Annotated in this window: 19 protein-coding genes; 11 read left to right on the top strand and 8 right to left on the bottom strand. The window is 41.3% G+C overall.

Annotation, left to right across the window (positions count from 1 at the left end):
• Positions 1-55 precede the first annotated feature (55 nt).
• From NSQ11_RS17990 to NSQ11_RS17980, 3 genes are all read left to right on the top strand, one after another.
• Complete coding sequence (locus tag NSQ11_RS17990; protein WP_035389898.1) at positions 56-1,552, top strand: sugar ABC transporter ATP-binding protein; 1,497 nt, start codon at positions 56-58, stop codon at positions 1,550-1,552.
• The gene (locus NSQ11_RS17985; protein ID WP_017368303.1) at positions 1,549-2,562 is read left to right on the top strand and encodes an ABC transporter permease; all 1,014 of its coding nucleotides are present in this window, start codon (positions 1,549-1,551) and stop codon (positions 2,560-2,562) included. The genes NSQ11_RS17990 and NSQ11_RS17985 overlap by 4 nt, the downstream gene beginning before the upstream one ends.
• Positions 2,563-2,656: 94 nt before the next feature.
• The gene (locus tag NSQ11_RS17980; protein WP_007497867.1) at positions 2,657-3,289 is read left to right on the top strand and encodes a GTP pyrophosphokinase family protein; all 633 of its coding nucleotides are present in this window, start codon (positions 2,657-2,659) and stop codon (positions 3,287-3,289) included.
• A 50-nt stretch (positions 3,290-3,339) separates the two neighbouring features.
• Here NSQ11_RS17980 and NSQ11_RS17975 read toward each other — a convergent pair whose 3' ends face one another.
• Together NSQ11_RS17975 and NSQ11_RS17970 are read right to left on the bottom strand one after the other, a co-directional pair.
• Positions 3,340-3,489, bottom strand: coding sequence for a hypothetical protein (locus tag NSQ11_RS17975; protein ID WP_197025613.1), 150 nt, complete (start codon positions 3,487-3,489; stop codon positions 3,340-3,342).
• A 19-nt stretch (positions 3,490-3,508) separates the two neighbouring features.
• Positions 3,509-4,594 carry a tetratricopeptide repeat protein gene (locus tag NSQ11_RS17970; RefSeq protein ID WP_035389896.1) on the bottom strand — a complete coding sequence of 362 codons (1,086 nt, stop codon included), beginning with the start codon at positions 4,592-4,594 and terminating at the stop codon, positions 3,509-3,511.
• Between the two features lie 529 nt (positions 4,595-5,123).
• Here NSQ11_RS17970 and NSQ11_RS17965 point away from each other — a divergent pair.
• The 3 genes from NSQ11_RS17965 (at position 5,124) to NSQ11_RS17955 (ending at position 7,328) form a co-directional block, all read left to right on the top strand.
• Positions 5,124-5,888 carry a transporter substrate-binding domain-containing protein gene (locus NSQ11_RS17965; RefSeq protein WP_035389894.1) on the top strand — a complete coding sequence of 255 codons (765 nt, stop codon included), beginning with the start codon at positions 5,124-5,126 and terminating at the stop codon, positions 5,886-5,888.
• A 70-nt stretch (positions 5,889-5,958) separates the two neighbouring features.
• On the top strand, positions 5,959-6,603 hold the full coding sequence (locus tag NSQ11_RS17960; RefSeq protein ID WP_007497860.1) for an amino acid ABC transporter permease: 645 nt from the start codon (positions 5,959-5,961) through the stop codon (positions 6,601-6,603).
• A complete protein-coding gene (locus tag NSQ11_RS17955) occupies positions 6,600-7,328 on the top strand; it encodes an amino acid ABC transporter ATP-binding protein (RefSeq protein WP_007497858.1) in 729 nt (242 codons plus the stop codon). Before NSQ11_RS17960 ends, NSQ11_RS17955 begins: the two co-directional genes overlap by 4 nt.
• Positions 7,329-7,415: 87 nt before the next feature.
• Here NSQ11_RS17955 and NSQ11_RS17950 read toward each other — a convergent pair whose 3' ends face one another.
• Entirely contained in the window at positions 7,416-7,799 is a 384-nt protein-coding gene (locus tag NSQ11_RS17950; protein ID WP_008345541.1) for a VOC family protein, read from the bottom strand.
• 117 nt (positions 7,800-7,916) lie between these two features.
• Between NSQ11_RS17950 and NSQ11_RS17945 the strand changes: the two genes are divergently transcribed.
• Entirely contained in the window at positions 7,917-9,098 is a 1,182-nt protein-coding gene (locus NSQ11_RS17945; protein ID WP_048001153.1) for a class I SAM-dependent rRNA methyltransferase, read from the top strand.
• A 37-nt stretch (positions 9,099-9,135) separates the two neighbouring features.
• Here the strand turns inward: NSQ11_RS17945 and NSQ11_RS17940 are convergent, their stop codons facing one another.
• Together NSQ11_RS17940 and NSQ11_RS17935 are read right to left on the bottom strand one after the other, a co-directional pair.
• A complete protein-coding gene (locus tag NSQ11_RS17940; RefSeq protein ID WP_007497850.1) occupies positions 9,136-9,816 on the bottom strand; it encodes a CidB/LrgB family autolysis modulator in 681 nt (226 codons plus the stop codon).
• Positions 9,810-10,193, bottom strand: a complete 384-nt coding sequence (locus tag NSQ11_RS17935; RefSeq protein WP_017368298.1) for a CidA/LrgA family holin-like protein — start codon at positions 10,191-10,193, stop codon at positions 9,810-9,812. The genes NSQ11_RS17940 and NSQ11_RS17935 overlap by 7 nt, the downstream gene beginning before the upstream one ends.
• Positions 10,194-10,358: 165 nt before the next feature.
• On the opposite strand from NSQ11_RS17935, the gene NSQ11_RS17930 reads away from it, so the two are divergent.
• The 4 genes from NSQ11_RS17930 (at position 10,359) to NSQ11_RS17915 (ending at position 13,252) form a co-directional block, all read left to right on the top strand.
• A complete protein-coding gene (locus NSQ11_RS17930) occupies positions 10,359-11,246 on the top strand; it encodes a LysR family transcriptional regulator (protein ID WP_008345526.1) in 888 nt (295 codons plus the stop codon).
• 17 nt (positions 11,247-11,263) lie between these two features.
• A complete protein-coding gene (gene thiM, locus NSQ11_RS17925) occupies positions 11,264-12,088 on the top strand; it encodes a hydroxyethylthiazole kinase (RefSeq protein WP_024719502.1) in 825 nt (274 codons plus the stop codon).
• Entirely contained in the window at positions 12,075-12,764 is a 690-nt protein-coding gene (gene thiE / locus NSQ11_RS17920) for a thiamine phosphate synthase (RefSeq protein ID WP_035702490.1), read from the top strand. Before thiM ends, thiE begins: the two co-directional genes overlap by 14 nt.
• A gap of 113 nt (positions 12,765-12,877) precedes the next feature.
• On the top strand, positions 12,878-13,252 hold the full coding sequence (locus NSQ11_RS17915; RefSeq protein WP_008345523.1) for a nuclear transport factor 2 family protein: 375 nt from the start codon (positions 12,878-12,880) through the stop codon (positions 13,250-13,252).
• Between the two features lie 30 nt (positions 13,253-13,282).
• On the opposite strand, the gene NSQ11_RS17910 is transcribed toward NSQ11_RS17915, so the two are convergent.
• The 3 genes from NSQ11_RS17910 to NSQ11_RS17900 form a co-directional block, all read right to left on the bottom strand.
• Positions 13,283-14,821: a cation acetate symporter gene (locus NSQ11_RS17910; RefSeq protein WP_007497838.1), complete on the bottom strand. Its 1,539-nt coding sequence runs from the start codon at positions 14,819-14,821 to the stop codon at positions 13,283-13,285.
• Positions 14,818-15,132 carry a DUF485 domain-containing protein gene (locus NSQ11_RS17905; protein WP_025208191.1) on the bottom strand — a complete coding sequence of 105 codons (315 nt, stop codon included), beginning with the start codon at positions 15,130-15,132 and terminating at the stop codon, positions 14,818-14,820. The genes NSQ11_RS17910 and NSQ11_RS17905 overlap by 4 nt, the downstream gene beginning before the upstream one ends.
• 333 nt (positions 15,133-15,465) lie before the next feature.
• Positions 15,466-16,137, bottom strand: a complete 672-nt coding sequence (locus NSQ11_RS17900; RefSeq protein WP_017360148.1) for a hypothetical protein — start codon at positions 16,135-16,137, stop codon at positions 15,466-15,468.
• Positions 16,138-16,374 lie beyond the last annotated feature (237 nt).

The following is a 16,374-nucleotide window of genomic DNA, read 5'->3' as shown; positions in this document are numbered from 1 at the left end:
TTCATAGAGGGTGTTTCGTTTTTCAATTGACGATCAGGAGAGAAGGAGGACACCTATGACAACGCCGCTTGTTCATATGAAAAACATTTCGATTGAATTCCCAGGAGTCAAAGCGTTAGATCAAGCAAATTTCACATTAAAAAGAGGCACAGTCCATGCCCTGATTGGGGCTAACGGTGCTGGGAAGTCAACGTTAATGAAAGTTCTCTCTGGTGCTCATTCACATTTTGAAGGAACCATCCACATCAATGGCGAGGAGGCGACCATTCATACACCAAAGGATGCGGCCTCATACGGTGTGCAGACCGTACATCAAGAAGTGGATACAGCTCTAGTGCCATATTTAAGTGTTGGCGAAAATATGATGATTCATGAAATTGAGAAAAAACCATTCGTCCGTTGGAAAGAGATTCACCGCAAGGCAGCACAGCTGTTACAAGAGATGAATATTGACATCTCGACGAAGCGTCTTGTGAGTGATTTGACACTGGCAGAAAAACAAATGGTGCTCATTGCCAAGGCTGTGTCGATCAAATGCAGCATTTTAATTTTAGATGAACCAACCGCTCCACTTAGTCATGCAGAAACAAGCAAGCTATTCTCAATGATTCATCAATTGAAAAAGAACGGCACAGGCATCATTTTTATTTCGCATCGCATGCCAGAAATTTTCAACATCTGTGATGAACTGACTGTGATGAAGAATGGAACCGATGTGGCGGCGCACCTCATTAAAGAAACCGATCCAAAGCAGGTCATTGAAGAAATGCTTGGCGCGCCATTAGAGGATCAATTCCCATCCCGTACACCGCTTGAGGATGCACCGATTGTGCTTGACGTGAAAGAGTTGCATGACCAGCATAAATTAAACAACATTCATCTTCATGTGAAAAAAGGAGAAATTCTCGGGATTGCAGGATTAGTCGGTGCTGGTAAAACAGAATTGTGCAAAGCCCTATTCGGCGCCTCAGAAAAAAAGTCAGGCACTGTGCAGTTGCATGGTCAAACCATTCATATCAAGTCGCCTCATCACGCTGTGAGAGCGGGTATTGCCCTTGTGCCTGAGGAACGGAGAAAAGAAGGAATTTTAACAGAAGAAACTGTTGGATGGAACGTAACAGCTGCAAGTCTACGTTCGTTTACACGGCCGTTCAGCTTCTTACATCGTTCTAAGGAACGGAAGGCAGCAGATGGAATCGTCAAGCGGCTTGGCGTCAAGACACCTTCTCTTGAAGCGAAGGTGAAGCATCTCTCTGGTGGAAATCAGCAAAAGATTGCGATTGGAAAATGGCTGTTGGCTGAGGCAGATGTCTATCTCTTTGATGAACCAACCAAAGGTGTAGACGTTGGAGCCAAAAAGGACATTTTCTCCCTCATTGCAGAACTAGCTGCAAGAGGAAAAGCGGTTATTTATGCTTCAAGTGAGCTTTCAGAAATTGCAGGAATTGCCGACCGAGTATACGTCTTATATGATGGCAGCATTGCCCGGGAAATGACGGCACCAATGACTGAAGAAGAGCTTTTATATCATTCAACAGGAGGACAATCATGAGTGAACGACAAGTTTCAGCCCCAGTTCAACAAATCAAGAAACAGCGGCCATCCTTTCATCTGTTTGATTTCTTTTATCAATATGGCACCATCTTAACGATTGTCGTATTGATTGTTGTCTTTGCGGCAGCCAATCCGGCATTTTTACAGTCAGGAAATATCATCAACATTTTACGATCGATCTCGATTGTAACCATCATTGCAGTAGGGCTGACGATCTCATTAGCAGTGAATGGCTTTGATTTATCTGTAGGTTCAGTTGCAACGTTATCAAATGCAATTGTGATCTCCATGTTTGTATGGTTCTCGCAAAACCCACTCATTGCGATCCTTTCTGCGCTGGCGGCTTCTCTTATTGTCGGTTTGCTGAATGCTTGGATGATTGTCAAAATGAAGATTCCAGATATGCTCATGACACTAGCCATGATGTTTATCATTCAAGGGCTGGCACAAACCTATACGAAAGGTGCGACCATTTCTGAAAATATGGTGCTGCCTGATGGTACTTTTTCAACTGGCACCATCCCTGCCTTTTTCAGCAAGATTGGGCAGGTCCCCTATATCATTTTGATTATGGCGGCCATTGTGCTTTTTGCACATGTTTTTATGACTTACACAAAGCATGGGCGGTTGATGTATATCATTGGTGGAAATAAAGAAGCCGCCCGATTGTCTGGTATTCATGTGAACAAATACAAAATCGCAGCATATCTGTTGTCTGCCTTATTTGCGGCGATCGGTGGTATCGTGCTGGCATCAAGGGTGATGACAGCAGAAATTAACGCAGGAACGCCATATTTAATGGATGGGGTAGCTGCTGCTTTTATTGGGTTTTCAGTCATGGGAGCAGGTAAACCAAACGCATTCGGTACGTTTATTGGTGCGGTGCTCATCGGTATTTTACAAAATGGACTTGTGATGATGTCTGTCCCGTATTATGCAATGGATATCGTGAAAGGATCTGTGCTTGCACTGGCACTCGCGCTGACTTATTACAAACAACGGGGCTAAGATGTATTTTTTTAAAACCATTTGCGTCCTCTCTCCGTCTAGTAAACGGAAAGCAGTGTAACAGCTGTTTGCCAAAAGGAGATGACAAAAAGAAATGAATATGTCAGCAACTCATGTAGAAGATTTGAAAAGTGTCATGGAAGACTGGAAAAATGAATTATTAGTATATAAATTTGCATTAGATGAAATGGATACAAAGTTTTCGATTATTAGTCAGGAATATAATTTAATCCATGGACACAACCCAATAGAGCATACTAAATCACGGATCAAATCCTTTGAAAGCATCGTGAATAAACTAGCGAGAAAAGGATGTGACATCACCACACAATGTGCCAAGGAGTACATACATGATATCGCTGGTGTCCGCATCATCTGTTCGTTTATTCAAGATATCTATAACATTATTGATGTTCTGAGGCAAAGAGAGGATTTAAAGATCCTTGAAGTGAAGGATTACATTCAGCATCCGAAACCAAATGGCTATCGAAGTCTTCATTTAATTGTTGAGATTCCTGTTTACTTAACGAATCGTGTGGAGCATGTGAAGGTTGAAATTCAGGTGCGGACCATTGCGATGGATTTCTGGGCGAGTCTCGAACATAAAATCTATTATAAGCTGCAAAACGATGTTCCTCATCAGCTCACCGATGAACTAAAGGAAGCGGCAGATATCGCTCACTACTTAGATGAAAAAATGCAAAATATCAAACGGGAAATTGATTAACCAATAAAAAGAGTAGCTGTTTTGAATGACAGCTACTCTTTTAAGTCTTATTAAGGGTTGGTGCCTCGATCTCTCTTTTGAATGATCGTACCGTCATCTTGCGATTGTGCAGACGGGCTGCCTTTTTGTGTAGAAGTGCCAATCAAAACACCTGTAATCAAGAACGTAAAAATCGCACTTGAGATCAGCCATTTTTTCATCATACATCACTCCATCTTCTTAACAAGTTTTGAATGACAATGCCTTGTTCTGAAAATACTTTGCTTCTTTCGGAAGACCATTTTCAGTTAAGTAGGCGGCTACATCCTGACAGATAGCCTCAAGATCAACAAGGAAATTCATAGATTCTAATTGATCACAATAAGAAATGATCTGCTCAATCATGTTGTTTGGCTGGAGCATCAATGTTTCTAAAATGGATAATTTAAGTGAAATGTTTCGTTGTTTTAAATTTTCTGCTTTTTGAAGTGAAAGCTGTACATAATAGTGGAACAAACCAGGCTTTTTCAGCTTAAATAGCGCTTTCGTGTAGGCATACAAGGCCAGTAAATAGCCGCCTGGGGAAGAAGTTTCGAATGACTCAATCAATAAAGCTTTTTCTAGGAGCGGCACAGCTTCACTGTATTCACTTCTTAGACTTTTAATAAAGGCTGCATTGCAATATGCGTGACCAAGTAAATCTGGATCCTCCATCTGTTCTAGTGAGTGAATCACCTGTCCAAACAAAGTTTCTGCCTCTTCATATTTCGATTGATCCGCATAATTCAAAGCAAGCATCATTTGACAGCTGATTGATTTTTTCACATAACATGGATCTGCGTCGTAAATAGACGAAGCCTTTTTTAAGTGGTGGATGGAGAGAAGTGTGGATCTTATATTATAGTATAGACAGCCTGTTTTATAATGGAATTCTGCTTTTTCAATGTCATCATGTACGAGATCTAATTTATCCTCTGCCAATTTCAAATGGTGAAATGCTGAATCTTGATTCCCTCTGCGCATTTCATACATGCCTTTAAAGAAATAGAAATAGTAGCTGAGCATATCATCTGTACGAATCGCATTTTCATCCACAAAAAGACTGTGATCTAACGAAGCTGTATCTTCGACTAAATCTTTGAAACGGTATTCTAAAAGTTGATAGTAGAGTAAGACGTCTTGATTCTCTTCCATTCGATCAAATGCTTGAAGAATCTCTTCTTTTAGCTGTATGGCTTCTTGTATGTCTCTTTTTTTCATCAAGACATACCAGTCATTTAGCATATTTGCTACATCAACGGATGACAAAACACCTGTTTCTGCCAATTGGTATCCTCCTTTCTTCACCTATTCATTTCTGCGGATTCTTATTTGTCTGAATCATCTTTCCATATTAAGTATCTTCTTATATTTTAAGCGGTCTATCTCAATTTGTAAAACATGTTTTTTGATGTAAATTCAACCAGTAGTGAAAAAAATAGGGAGTAGCGATCAAATTGTATACGTTTACATTTTTTTAGGTAAAAAGAGGATGTTGAAAAAAATATATCAGGATATCAATAGGGGAAGAGAGACAGTGAAAGAGGGTTTTTTCATAGGTGAGAAAGAAGTGGTATTGAAAAAGGAGTGTTCGCGGTTTTTTGTGAGATTATATCACATGAATATTGTGAAACATGCTTCTTTCAGAATAAAATGAGTTATTCGCAAAAAAGTAAAATTTAAAGAGACTATCGATCTAGAATTGTATGGATCTTTGGTATTGATAAAAAATATCACACAGTATAGCTTTAGCGTGGTATAGTAAGATTGTTGTTGCGAATATTTAGACAAAACTGACAATTGGGGGTCGTGTTTTATGAAGAAATCGATGTTACTGATCATGGGACTAATTGTTGTGCTCGTCATGGCAGCCTGTGGTTCAAAATCGGACAGCGGTTCGGGAGAAGGCAAAGGCACATATAAAATCGGGATAGATACAACATATCCGCCATTTGAATTTGAAAAGGGCGGTAAATATGAGGGAATAGACGTTGATTTAATTAACGCCATTGCAAAAGACCAAGACTTCAAAGTGAAGCTTGAAGCAATGGATTTCTCAGGGATCATTCCAGCGATGCAAGCAGGTCAGCTTGATGTTGGAATGGGTGGTATGAGTATTACAGATGAGCGTAAAAAGAAAGTGGATTTCTCAGATCCATACTTCGACGCTGGTCTGACAGTTGTTGTGAAAAAGGACAGCAGCATCAAATCGATTGATGATTTAAAGGGGAAAAAGCTAGCTGTTAAAAATGGGACAACAGGTGCAAAATTTGCAACAGATAACGCAGACAAATATGGGTATGAAGTAGTTCAATTCAATGACAGTCCATCTATGTTCCAAGAAGTATCTAACGGAAATGCAGATGCTTTAATTGAGGATTATCCTGTCATTACGTATGCGATCGCACAGCAAGACTTGAAATTGAAAACAGTTGGAGATCGCTTGAATGGAGACCAATACGGGATCTCAGTGATGAAGGGGAAAAACCAGGACTTATTGAAGAAAATCAATAAAGGGCTGGAAAACCTAAAGAAAAACGGTGAATATGACAAAATTATTGAGAAATATTTGAAGTCATAACACAAGCGAGGCGCGCTCAGAGCGCGCTTTCTTTATGTGTCAACCGTATGTGAATTAGGGAGGGAGAAACATGGATACGATTGTTAATGCATTTCCGTATTTAATGGATGGTTTGCAAACCACTTTATATATCTTTGTTGTTGCTATCATTTTAGGTTTTATCATCGGGTTGATTGTGGCGCTATTCCGCCTGTCACCATTTAAAATCTTGAACTTTATTTCACTCGTTTTTGTCAATGCCATTCGAGGTACGCCATTTATCGTACAGCTATTCTTCATTTATTTTGGGCTTAATACACTTGAATTCATTTCACTTGACCGAGTACCGGCAGGGATTATTACAGTAGCGATTAACGCAGGAGCTTATTTCTCAGAAATTATTCGTGCAGGGATTCAGTCCATTGATAAAGGACAAACAGAAGCCGCACGCTCTTTAGGATTCACAGGTGGACAAAACATGCGTTTTATCGTCCTTCCACAGGCATTCCGCCGTATGCTTCCAGCCATTACGAACCAAGCCATCATCAGTTTGAAGGACACCTCTCTCTTATCGATTATCGGTATTGCTGATATTATGCAGCGGGGACAAGTTCAAGCATCGGCTACATTTGATCCTTTGAATGTCTGGCTCATTGTCGGTGTCATTTATTTCGTGATCATTTATTTACTTTCTCTACTGGCTAGCTACGCAGAAAGGAGATTTGATGTGAAATGAGTATGATTACGGTGAAAAACCTAAAGAAATCCTTTGGTGACAACGAAGTTTTAAAGGATATTAATGCAGTCATCGAGGAAAAAGAGGTTGTATGTGTCATTGGTCCTTCAGGGTCAGGGAAAAGCACATTTCTAAGATGTCTCAATAAATTAGAGGATATTACGGCTGGGGAAGTTGTTGTCCACGGACATACGATTACAGACCCAAAAGTGAATATCAATAAAGTACGACAAGAAGTTGGTATGGTGTTTCAGCACTTTAATTTATTTCCTCATAAAACTGTGTTAGAAAATATCACGATCGCACCGGTGAAAGTAAAAGGGATGGAGAAGAAAGCGGCAGTCGATAAAGCATTAGACTTGCTTGAAAAGGTCGGCTTGAAAGACAAGGCCAAAAGTTACCCTAACCAATTATCTGGTGGACAAAAACAGCGTGTTGCCATTGCAAGAGCCTTGGCGATGGACCCGAAAGTGCTCTTATTCGATGAGCCGACATCTGCTCTTGACCCTGAGGTCGTTGGGGATGTTTTAGCTGTTATGAAACAATTAGCAGTCGAAGGAATGACGATGATTGTCGTCACACATGAAATGGGCTTTGCAAGAGAAGTGGGAGACCGCGTGATCTTTATGGATGGTGGATATATCGTCGAAGAAGACAAACCAGAAGCACTCTTTGGAAACCCGCAGCATGAGCGTACCAAATTGTTTCTTAGTAAGGTGCTATAAAAAAAGAGTAAGAGCAGGTATGCTCTTACTCTTTTTCTTTTGTGACGAGAATGAATATACCGATTCGCATGCATTTCCTAGGAAATATTATCGCTGGAAGAACTCAATCCACTCTTGGTCTGGCCCTCGGAAAAAGAAGTAGCAATAGCCATTGGGCAATGTTGTGATTTCTTCATCTATTAGCTCAATTTGCAGCTTTTGAATACGGTTGAATTCCGCGTGGATATTATCTGTTGTGAAGGCGAGATGGTGGACCTTTCCTTCAGATGGAAGGTCACTGCTATACCCTTGAATGAGTTCAATTTCCGTTTCCGCTTCGTCTTTAAAGCCAAGAAAGGCAAGTTCAATGACTCCGTTTGTATGAGTGATGCGATCCTTTAATTTCATGCCCACCACTTTTTCATAAAAATCAATGGACTGATCAATATTTGTCACCATAATCCCTGTATGATCTAAGCGTAATGTTGTCAAAAAAGAGCCTCCTCTATGTCGAGTTGATATTTTTCTCCTCATCTTATCATAATAGAAGTATCGTATACATTCATATGGTAGGATAGAGAGAGTCAATTTAGGATAAGGATGACACAAATGAAAAAAATCTCATTAAAACAAACATTTGCAGAACAAGTGAAAAAGGGATATCCGCTTATTTCAAAAGATGCTGTGTCGCGTGTGAACGGTGTACAGGAAGGCGAACTTATTGAATGGGTAGATGAAAGAGGCTCTTTTTTAGGGAAAGGATATTATGGTGTGCAAAATAAAGGCATCGGTTGGGTACTTTCCTTTGACGCTAACGAAAAAATAGATCAGGCCTTTTTTGTTTCTAAACTTGAACAGGCATCCAAAAGCAGAACGCATCTATTTCGTGATGCACAGACGACGGCTTTCCGTGTGTTCAATGGGGAAGGGGATGGAATTGGTGGAATCACGATTGATTATTATGATGGATTCTATCTCATCCAATGGTATAGCGAAGGTGTTTATACATTAAAAGAAGATGTATTGACTGCGATTGAGCAGGTGTATCCTGACTATAAAGGCATTTATGAAAAGAAGCGGTTTGATACGTCTGGACAATATATCGAAGATGACGATTTTGTAAAAGGGGAGAAAGGTGAATTTCCTCTTATCGTCAAAGAAAATGGGATGAACGTGGCGGTTTATCTAAATGATGGTGCGATGACAGGTATTTTCCTTGATCAGCGTCATGTGCGAAAAGCAATTCGAGATCGCTATGCAAAAGGAAAGACCGTCCTTAATACGTTCTCTTATACCGGCGCTTTCTCTGTAGCAGCAGCGCTTGGCGGGGCAAGCCGTACGACAAGTGTAGATGTTGCAAACCGCAGTTTGAAAAAAACATCTGAGCAGTTTGAAGTGAATGGCATTGATGTAGACGGGCAGGATATCAAAGTCATGGATGTCTTTAAATATTTCCCGTTTGCGGCGAAAAAAGGCTGGAGCTATGATGTTGTGATCTTGGACCCACCATCCTTTGCACGAACGAAGAAACACACATTCAGTGCAGCGAAGGATTATAAGAAACTATTAAAAGAAGCCATCCAGATCACAGCTGAGAACGGCGTCATTGTGGCGTCAACCAATAGCAGTGCATTTGGGATGAAAAAGTTTAAAGGATTTATTGCACAGGCCTTTAAAGAATCTGGGAAAACGTATCGTATTCTTGAGGAATATTCACTTCCTGAGGACTTCCGTACAACGAAAAATTATCCTGAGGGGAACTATTTAAAGGTTGTCTTCATCCAAGCATAAGAAAAAGCCATTTTCCGATAAGGGGAAATGGCTTTTTCTATAGGGCAAACGACATCAGGATAGGCGCTGCACATAATGTAATAATGGCCGAAATGATCATGGACACACTTGAGATCGTGCCTGAGACCGAGCTCAGTTCAAAGGCCTTCGATGTGCCTGCACCATGTGCTCCTGTACCAAGCAGAACGCCCATTGCAATGTCATTATCAATACGGAAATAACGGATAACCAATGGTCCAATGATTGAGCCAAATAATGCTGTTAAAATGACGAATACAGCCGTAACGGACGGCATCCCGCCAATCATCTCAGACACACTCATTGCAACAGGTGTTGTGACGGATCTTGGGACGAGGCTCTCGATCAGACTCGTATCCAAATGAAACAATTTGGCGATAAACGCTGTTGATAAAATCGCAACGATAGAACCGCAAGCCACATTTAAAATAATTTCTACTGCATGCTTCTTCAGAATGTGAAAATACTTATATAAAGGAATGGCAAATGCCACAGTCGCAGGTTGAAGCATATTTGTCAGCCATTTTCCGCCTTGATTGTAAGCATCGTAAGGAATGTTCACGATTAACAACAAGACCACAAGAACAACCGGTGTTACAAGTAAAGGGGAGACATAGACTTTCGGATGACGTTTATAAACCGCTTTTGATCCGAGATAGATCAGAATGGTTAGGATCAAAAATAGTCCACCAACTAACATAGCTTTTTTCGCTCCTTTCTTTTCGCAATCATCTGCGTCATTATGCCAGTCGAGAGCATGACCACAAAGGTACTAAGTAAAACCACAAGGACAATACTTGTGCCAGATTGAGAAAGTAATGTTCCGTAATCAATCACACCTACTGCTGAAGGGATAAAGAAGAGCAGCAGTTCTCCGAGCAGCCATACGGCGCCAAGTTCAATCCATTTTAATTTAATGATGTTAAAATGAAGTAATAAGAAAATGACAAGAATGCCTAAGATCGTGCCCGGAATTCTTAAATGCAAAAAGGCCGCCAGCACATTCATCAATTTCGCAAAAGCAAATAAAGCCATAATCTGAAGGGTAGCAATCAGCGACGTTTTGAGCAATTGCACTTTCTGTTCACTCCTTTTTCTATATAAATTGTTCACTGTTTCACAAAAACAACACAACGTTCTAATCGGTGAGCTTACTTTAAAGTGTACAGCACGTTCTATTATAGGTAAAATACATATATCGAATAGTTAGTATTCCTTTTGTCTATAGAAAGGGTGAACCATGTGGACATCAGACATTTAACATATTTCTTAGAAGTGGCACGGTTAAAGAGTTTTACGAAAGCATCGCAATCGCTCTATGTGTCGCAGCCGACCATTTCCAAGATGGTCAAAAATCTGGAGGATGAGCTAGGTGTACAGTTGTTTTACCGTAATGGCAGACAGGTTGAAATGACAGATGCTGGACAAACCATGTATACACAGGCGAGTGAAATCACACAATCCTTTCAGAATTTAACGAGTGAATTAAATGATTTAATGAATGTGAAAAAAGGACATATCCGAATAGGACTGCCGCCCATGATTGGATCAAGCTTTTTCCCAAATGTGATGGGAGAATTCCGCCAGCAGTATCCAGATGTCACCTTTCAATTGGTGGAGCACGGCTCCATTAAAGTAGAGGAAGGGGTAGAGGATGGATCATTAGATATTGGTGTCATTGTTCTGCCTGCAAATGATAAAATTTTTCATACATACACCATCATTAAAGAGAATATGAAGCTTGTCACCCATCCATCACATCCGATGGCAGGTCGTGATGAGGTTCATTTGGCTGATTTAAAGGAAGAGTCTTTTATTTTCTTTCGAGAAGATTTCGTTCTGCACAGCCGAATCTTAAATGAATGTATGAATGCTGGATTCAGGCCGAACGTTATTTATGAAACGTCACAATGGGATTTCATCAGTGAAATGGTTGCTGAGAACCTTGGAATCGGGCTTCTGCCTGAACGGATTTGCCGTGATCTAGATCCTGATAAAGTGAGGATCATTTCCTTAAATCCGTCTATTCCGTGGCATTTGGGTGTCATTTGGCGAAAGGACCGCTACTTGTCCTTTGCTGCAAGAGAATGGTTAAAGCATACAAAATCCTATGTGTGGGATGCAGAGTAAAAGGGAGGACGATACAGATGAAATTAAGCTGCGTGTCTCATCTTTTGGAAAAGGTTCGAGCGGAAAATCCGCTTGTCCATAATATCACCAACCAAGTTGTGACGAACTTTACAGCGAATGGACTGCTTGCTTTAGGTGCTTCTCCAGTCATGGCAAACGCCAAAGAAGAAGTGGCAGAAATGGCGCAATTAGCGGATGCACTTGTGCTGAATATCGGCACACTAACAAAGGATACAGTGGAGGCAATGGTCATTGCTGGACAAGCGGCCAATGAAAAAGGTGTACCGGTTCTATTAGATCCTGTTGGTGTTGGTGCGACAACGTTTCGGACGAGTGCGGCGAAACAGCTGTTACAGCAAGTGGACATCACTGTTGTCAGAGGGAATGCTGCTGAAATAGCTCATTTAATTGGAGTGAATGGCTGGCAGTCAAAAGGGGTTGATGCAAAAGGGGCAAATGGAGATGTATCGTCTTTAGCAAAGCAGGCGGCAAAAGCCCTTCAAACCGTTGTGGCGATTACGGGAAAAGTGGATGTCGTGTCAGATGGAGAAGAGGTTCTATCTATTCATAATGGACACGAATGGTTAACCAAGGTGACAGGGACTGGCTGTTTACTCACCTCTGTCATAGGGGCATTTTGTGCAACAGGGGAACGGCCAATTCATGCGTCGGCATCAGCTCTGCTGTTTTATGGTGTCGCTGCAGAAAAGGCAGCTCAGCAGACAGAAGAGAAAGGGCCAGGCACCTTTCAAATCGAATTGTTAAACGCACTATCCAATACAAATGGTCAAGATGTGATCACGTTAGGGAAAATAGGGGGAGTTTTGCATGACGAAGGTTGATCAGCAGCTAATCAAACAGCAATTATCGGTTTATTTTATTATGGGAACAGCGAATACAAGCCGGCATCCGCTTGATGTGGTGAAAGAGGCCATTCAAGGCGGGATCACGATGTTTCAGTTTCGTGAAAAGGGTGAAGGTGCTCTGCAAGGTGAAGAAAAGAAAAAAATCGCTCAGCAGATTCAAGCACTTTGCCAAGAAGCGAATATCCCCTTTATCGTAAATGATGATGTACAGCTTGCAATAGATCTTGATGCAGATGGTGTCCATGTTGGGCAGGAAGATACACTTGCACTAGACGTACGGCAAAGAATCGGGAATAAAATATTAGGCGTGTCCACGCACAATCTAGATGAAGTGAGGCAAGCGATGAAGGACGGGGCAGACTACGTTGGGATGGGTCCAGTCTATCCTACAGAAACAAAAAAGGATACACGCAGTGTCCAAGGTGTTTCTTTAATCAACGAAGTACGTCAACACGGTCTTCACATTCCTATTGTGGGCATCGGCGGGATCACGTATGAAAATGCGGCACCAGTCATCCAAGCGGGAGCCGATGGCATTAGCATCATCAGCGCCATTAGCCAAAGCGCTGATCCGAAAAAAGCTGCGGAAGAACTAACATCTCTTGTCGAGTCAGAGAAAGCAGCTCTTTCATCTGTAAAAGACATGGATTGACTCATCCATGTCTTTTCTTATCTGCGTGAAAAATAGACAGTAGAGATACAATTGTGTACAATCTAATTGTTCGATTATTTTCGAAATGACAGGTAAATAAAGGAGAATGAATGATGGAAGTGCTCGATACGTATTTTCGCCGATATGATGAAGCGGGAAAAGGGCAAGAGCAAATGAACGAATTGCTGGCATTGTTTTCAGATGATGTCATGATTGTCTTAAATGGTGCTGAAAAGCCTGGCATCCAAGCGTTCACACAGTTTTTGAACACATTTTTCCACGTACATGAAGACATTAAGCATATGTGGGATGGCTGGGTGAAACGTGAAGATGGGAAGTATGAAACAAACTGGGCTGTTTGCGGAAAGTTAACAGACGGTCGTGTATATACAGCAGAAGGCATTGATATTGCGGAGCTGGATGATCAAGGAAAGATCGTTTATTTAGAAAACGTCCCGAAAAACCCAGAGTTATTCCAGCGATATTAAAAAGCCGGCAGAGCAGCCGGCTTTTTCGCATCAATCTGTATCCATATGCATACCTGTGTGTGCTTTTACTTGAATTTCAGTAAAGGTGTCTTCATCTGCTTTTTCAGAGGAGAAAATGGTGCCTAAGTAAGCCGCAAGGAATCCGAGCGGGATCGAGATAATCCCAGGGTTCGATAGTGGGATAAGCGGCTCTCCTGTGAAAATGGCTGCCCCTGATGGGTCCCAGACGCTTGGGCTGAGTGACACGATCAGGAGTGCGCTCAGAAGACCTGTTAAGCTTCCTGCGATAGCACCTGTTGAGTTAAATCGTTTCCAAAAGACAGTGAAGATAATCAACGGTAAATTCGCACTTGCTGCCACTGCAAAGGCAAGTGACACAAGAAAAGCGACGTTTAAAGATTGTGCAAATAATGCAAGAATGATGGAAAGGATAGCCACGCCGATAGAAGCAAAGCGTGCCGCCTTCACCTGTTCCCGTTCACTCGCTTTCCCTTTGCGGATAATCTGGCTATAAAAGTCATGAGCAAAGGCAGACGCGGCGGATAAAACAAGACCGGTCACCACTGCCAAAATGGTCGCAAAGGCAATAGCGGAAACAAAGGCAAATAATAAATCTCCCCCTAGGGCCTGTGCAAGCAGTGGTGCTGCCATGTTTCCTGCTGCATCGGCTGCCGTAATTGCATCTGTTCCGACAAAAGCAGCGGCACCGAAGCCGAGGAAAACCGTCATTAAATAAAAAATCCCGATGATCCACGTAGCGGATAGAACAGATTTACGCGCAGAAATGGCATCCTTTACCGTATAAAAACGGATCAAAATATGCGGCAAACCTGCTGTTCCAAGCACAAGTGCAAGGTTCAGAGACAAGGTCTCTAAAGGCACATCATATTTATTTCCCGGGTGAAGAAAAGCTTCACCAAGCGGGGTCGCTGTTTTCATCTGTTCAAACATCTTCAGCAGGCTAAAATCAAACTTGGCAAACACAAGCAGCGAAATAATCAGCGTGCCCAGCATGAGAAGCACAGCTTTCGTGATCTGTACCCAGCTGGTTGCGATCATGCCGCCAAACACGACATAAATGGTCATCAAGACACCTACGATCAGCACCGCAATCCAGTAATCTATGCCAAGAAGCAGCTTGATTAATGCACCTGCCCCAACAAGCTGCGCAATCATATAAAAAGTCGAGACTGTGATTGTGTTAAATGCGGCTACTCCTCGAATGGCAGGACGCTTAAATCGTGCAGCAATCATATCAGCCATCGTATATTTTCCTAGATTTCGAAGCGGTTCAGCCACGACATAAAGGACGACAAGATACGCTACAAGAAAGCCAATACTATAGAAAAAGCCGTCAAATCCATTTAAGGCGATCATGCCGGCGATCCCTAAAAATGAAGCAGCAGACATATAGTCCCCGGCGATGGCAAGGCCATTTTGAAATCCAGTCAGTCCGCCGCCTGCGGTGTAAAAATCACTCGCATTGCTTGTTTTTTTCGCAGCAAAATACGTGATGACCAATGTGAGCCCTACGATCGCTATGAATAAAATAAAAGCGGTCATACTCATTCGTCATCACCTCTAGATTCGGTTTTTAAAGCGCTTACATATTTGTCGAACTGAGCTGCTTTTTTTGCATAAAGCCCACATAAAACCCATGTCATCACAAATTGCGTGAGGGCAAATAACCAAGCCCACGTGATCGCTCCAATTGCTGGCGTGTTCAAAAAGGTGAAGTAGGATGTAGCAACCGGAAGTGAAAAGTAAAAGAGAAAAAAGAAAATCGTCATCGGTACGATAAATCTGCGTTTTTCCTCAAGAAGTTTTCGAAAATCCTTTGAAGCGGCAACCTTCTTATAATGAACGTTTTTGTCTGCCATTGTTTCCTCCTTTGTACGAATTAGGGACAAGGTACTCCAATGCATATGAGACGATCTGGTTGTTTATGACAGTATATCATAAAAAAGGCACCCGAAAAGGGTGTTTAGCCTGATCAATTGTGGATATAAATATTGGGAAAATGAAAATAAACACAAGAAGCTGGAAATCAAATATAAGATCAAAGAAAAAAACTCTATGATATCCATTGTCACATGGTCTGTAGATTCGATTTAGCAAATGAAACATTTGAGGTCAATGCGTTGGCATATTAACATCAAGAATTACATTACATAAACATGTAGAGAAGCAGGCTGATGGAGCCTGCTTCTCTTTTAATATTTTTTCCCAAGACGTGTCGTATGTGAAACTGTTTTAACATGCTTTTTACGCTTGGAATCTTTGTAGACAGATAAGACAAATTTGTTGTTCCAGTAACCATTTTTCGGGCTGTAGTATGTTTTGAATGTGTAATGAAAGACTTTTTGACCTGTTGATCCTGAAGCTGAAGTTACTGCTGAAGCGATTAAAGCTACTGCTTTCAGTGTCAAGACTGCGCCAGCTATAGCACCGGTCCCTGTTGGTATTGCTAAGATCGCACCTGTCACAACAACTATGATAGCAACAGTGATGTTGAATTTATTTTTAAAGTTTTTTACAAGTCTCCATTGGTAATCTTTGTTTGACTTTGAGCTAACCTCACCGTCATCATTGATCAATTCTTTGCCAGCTTCTTTAAACTCCTCTAACTCTACTAGTTCATTGTTGATACGAAGTTCTTCTGTTGCCCGATCAAAAGAGACGGTATCTATTTGTTCACCATTATCAATCGTTATTGTTTGAGTGCTGCCTTTAACTACAGAATTGAAAGTATGTAGTTTGCCTTCAATTTCAGTTTGATAAGATTCTTTAATTCCTTGAGGTTCTAGGGTTACTGCGGCTACGGTTTGTAATGGAACTGTTAAAAATAGCGTCATGCCTAAAAGCCCGATTATGAACTTTTTCATTTTGGATATTTCCCCCTTGTTTTTTGTGCAATAATAAACATATGGATAAAAAATGCTTTTCTTTTAAAAAAGTTAATTGAGGAGTGATTGATGTGTTTTGGAATTGGGTAGTAGGCATGATCGGGATAATCATAGGGGCTTGTATCTTTGCAACGGAGTTCGAAGATGCTACTTTCTTCACTCGCTTTATTTTCAAGCTTATTGCGATTTTGCTTCTTGTGTTTTCAGTGGCTTTTA

The sequence above is a fragment of the Bacillus sp. FSL W7-1582 genome, assembly GCF_038593325.1.
Taxonomy (GTDB): Bacteria; Bacillota; Bacilli; order Bacillales; family Bacillaceae; genus Bacillus; species Bacillus altitudinis.
Note: the sequence above shows the minus strand (reverse complement) of the source record. Positions and strands in the feature narration are given on the sequence as shown.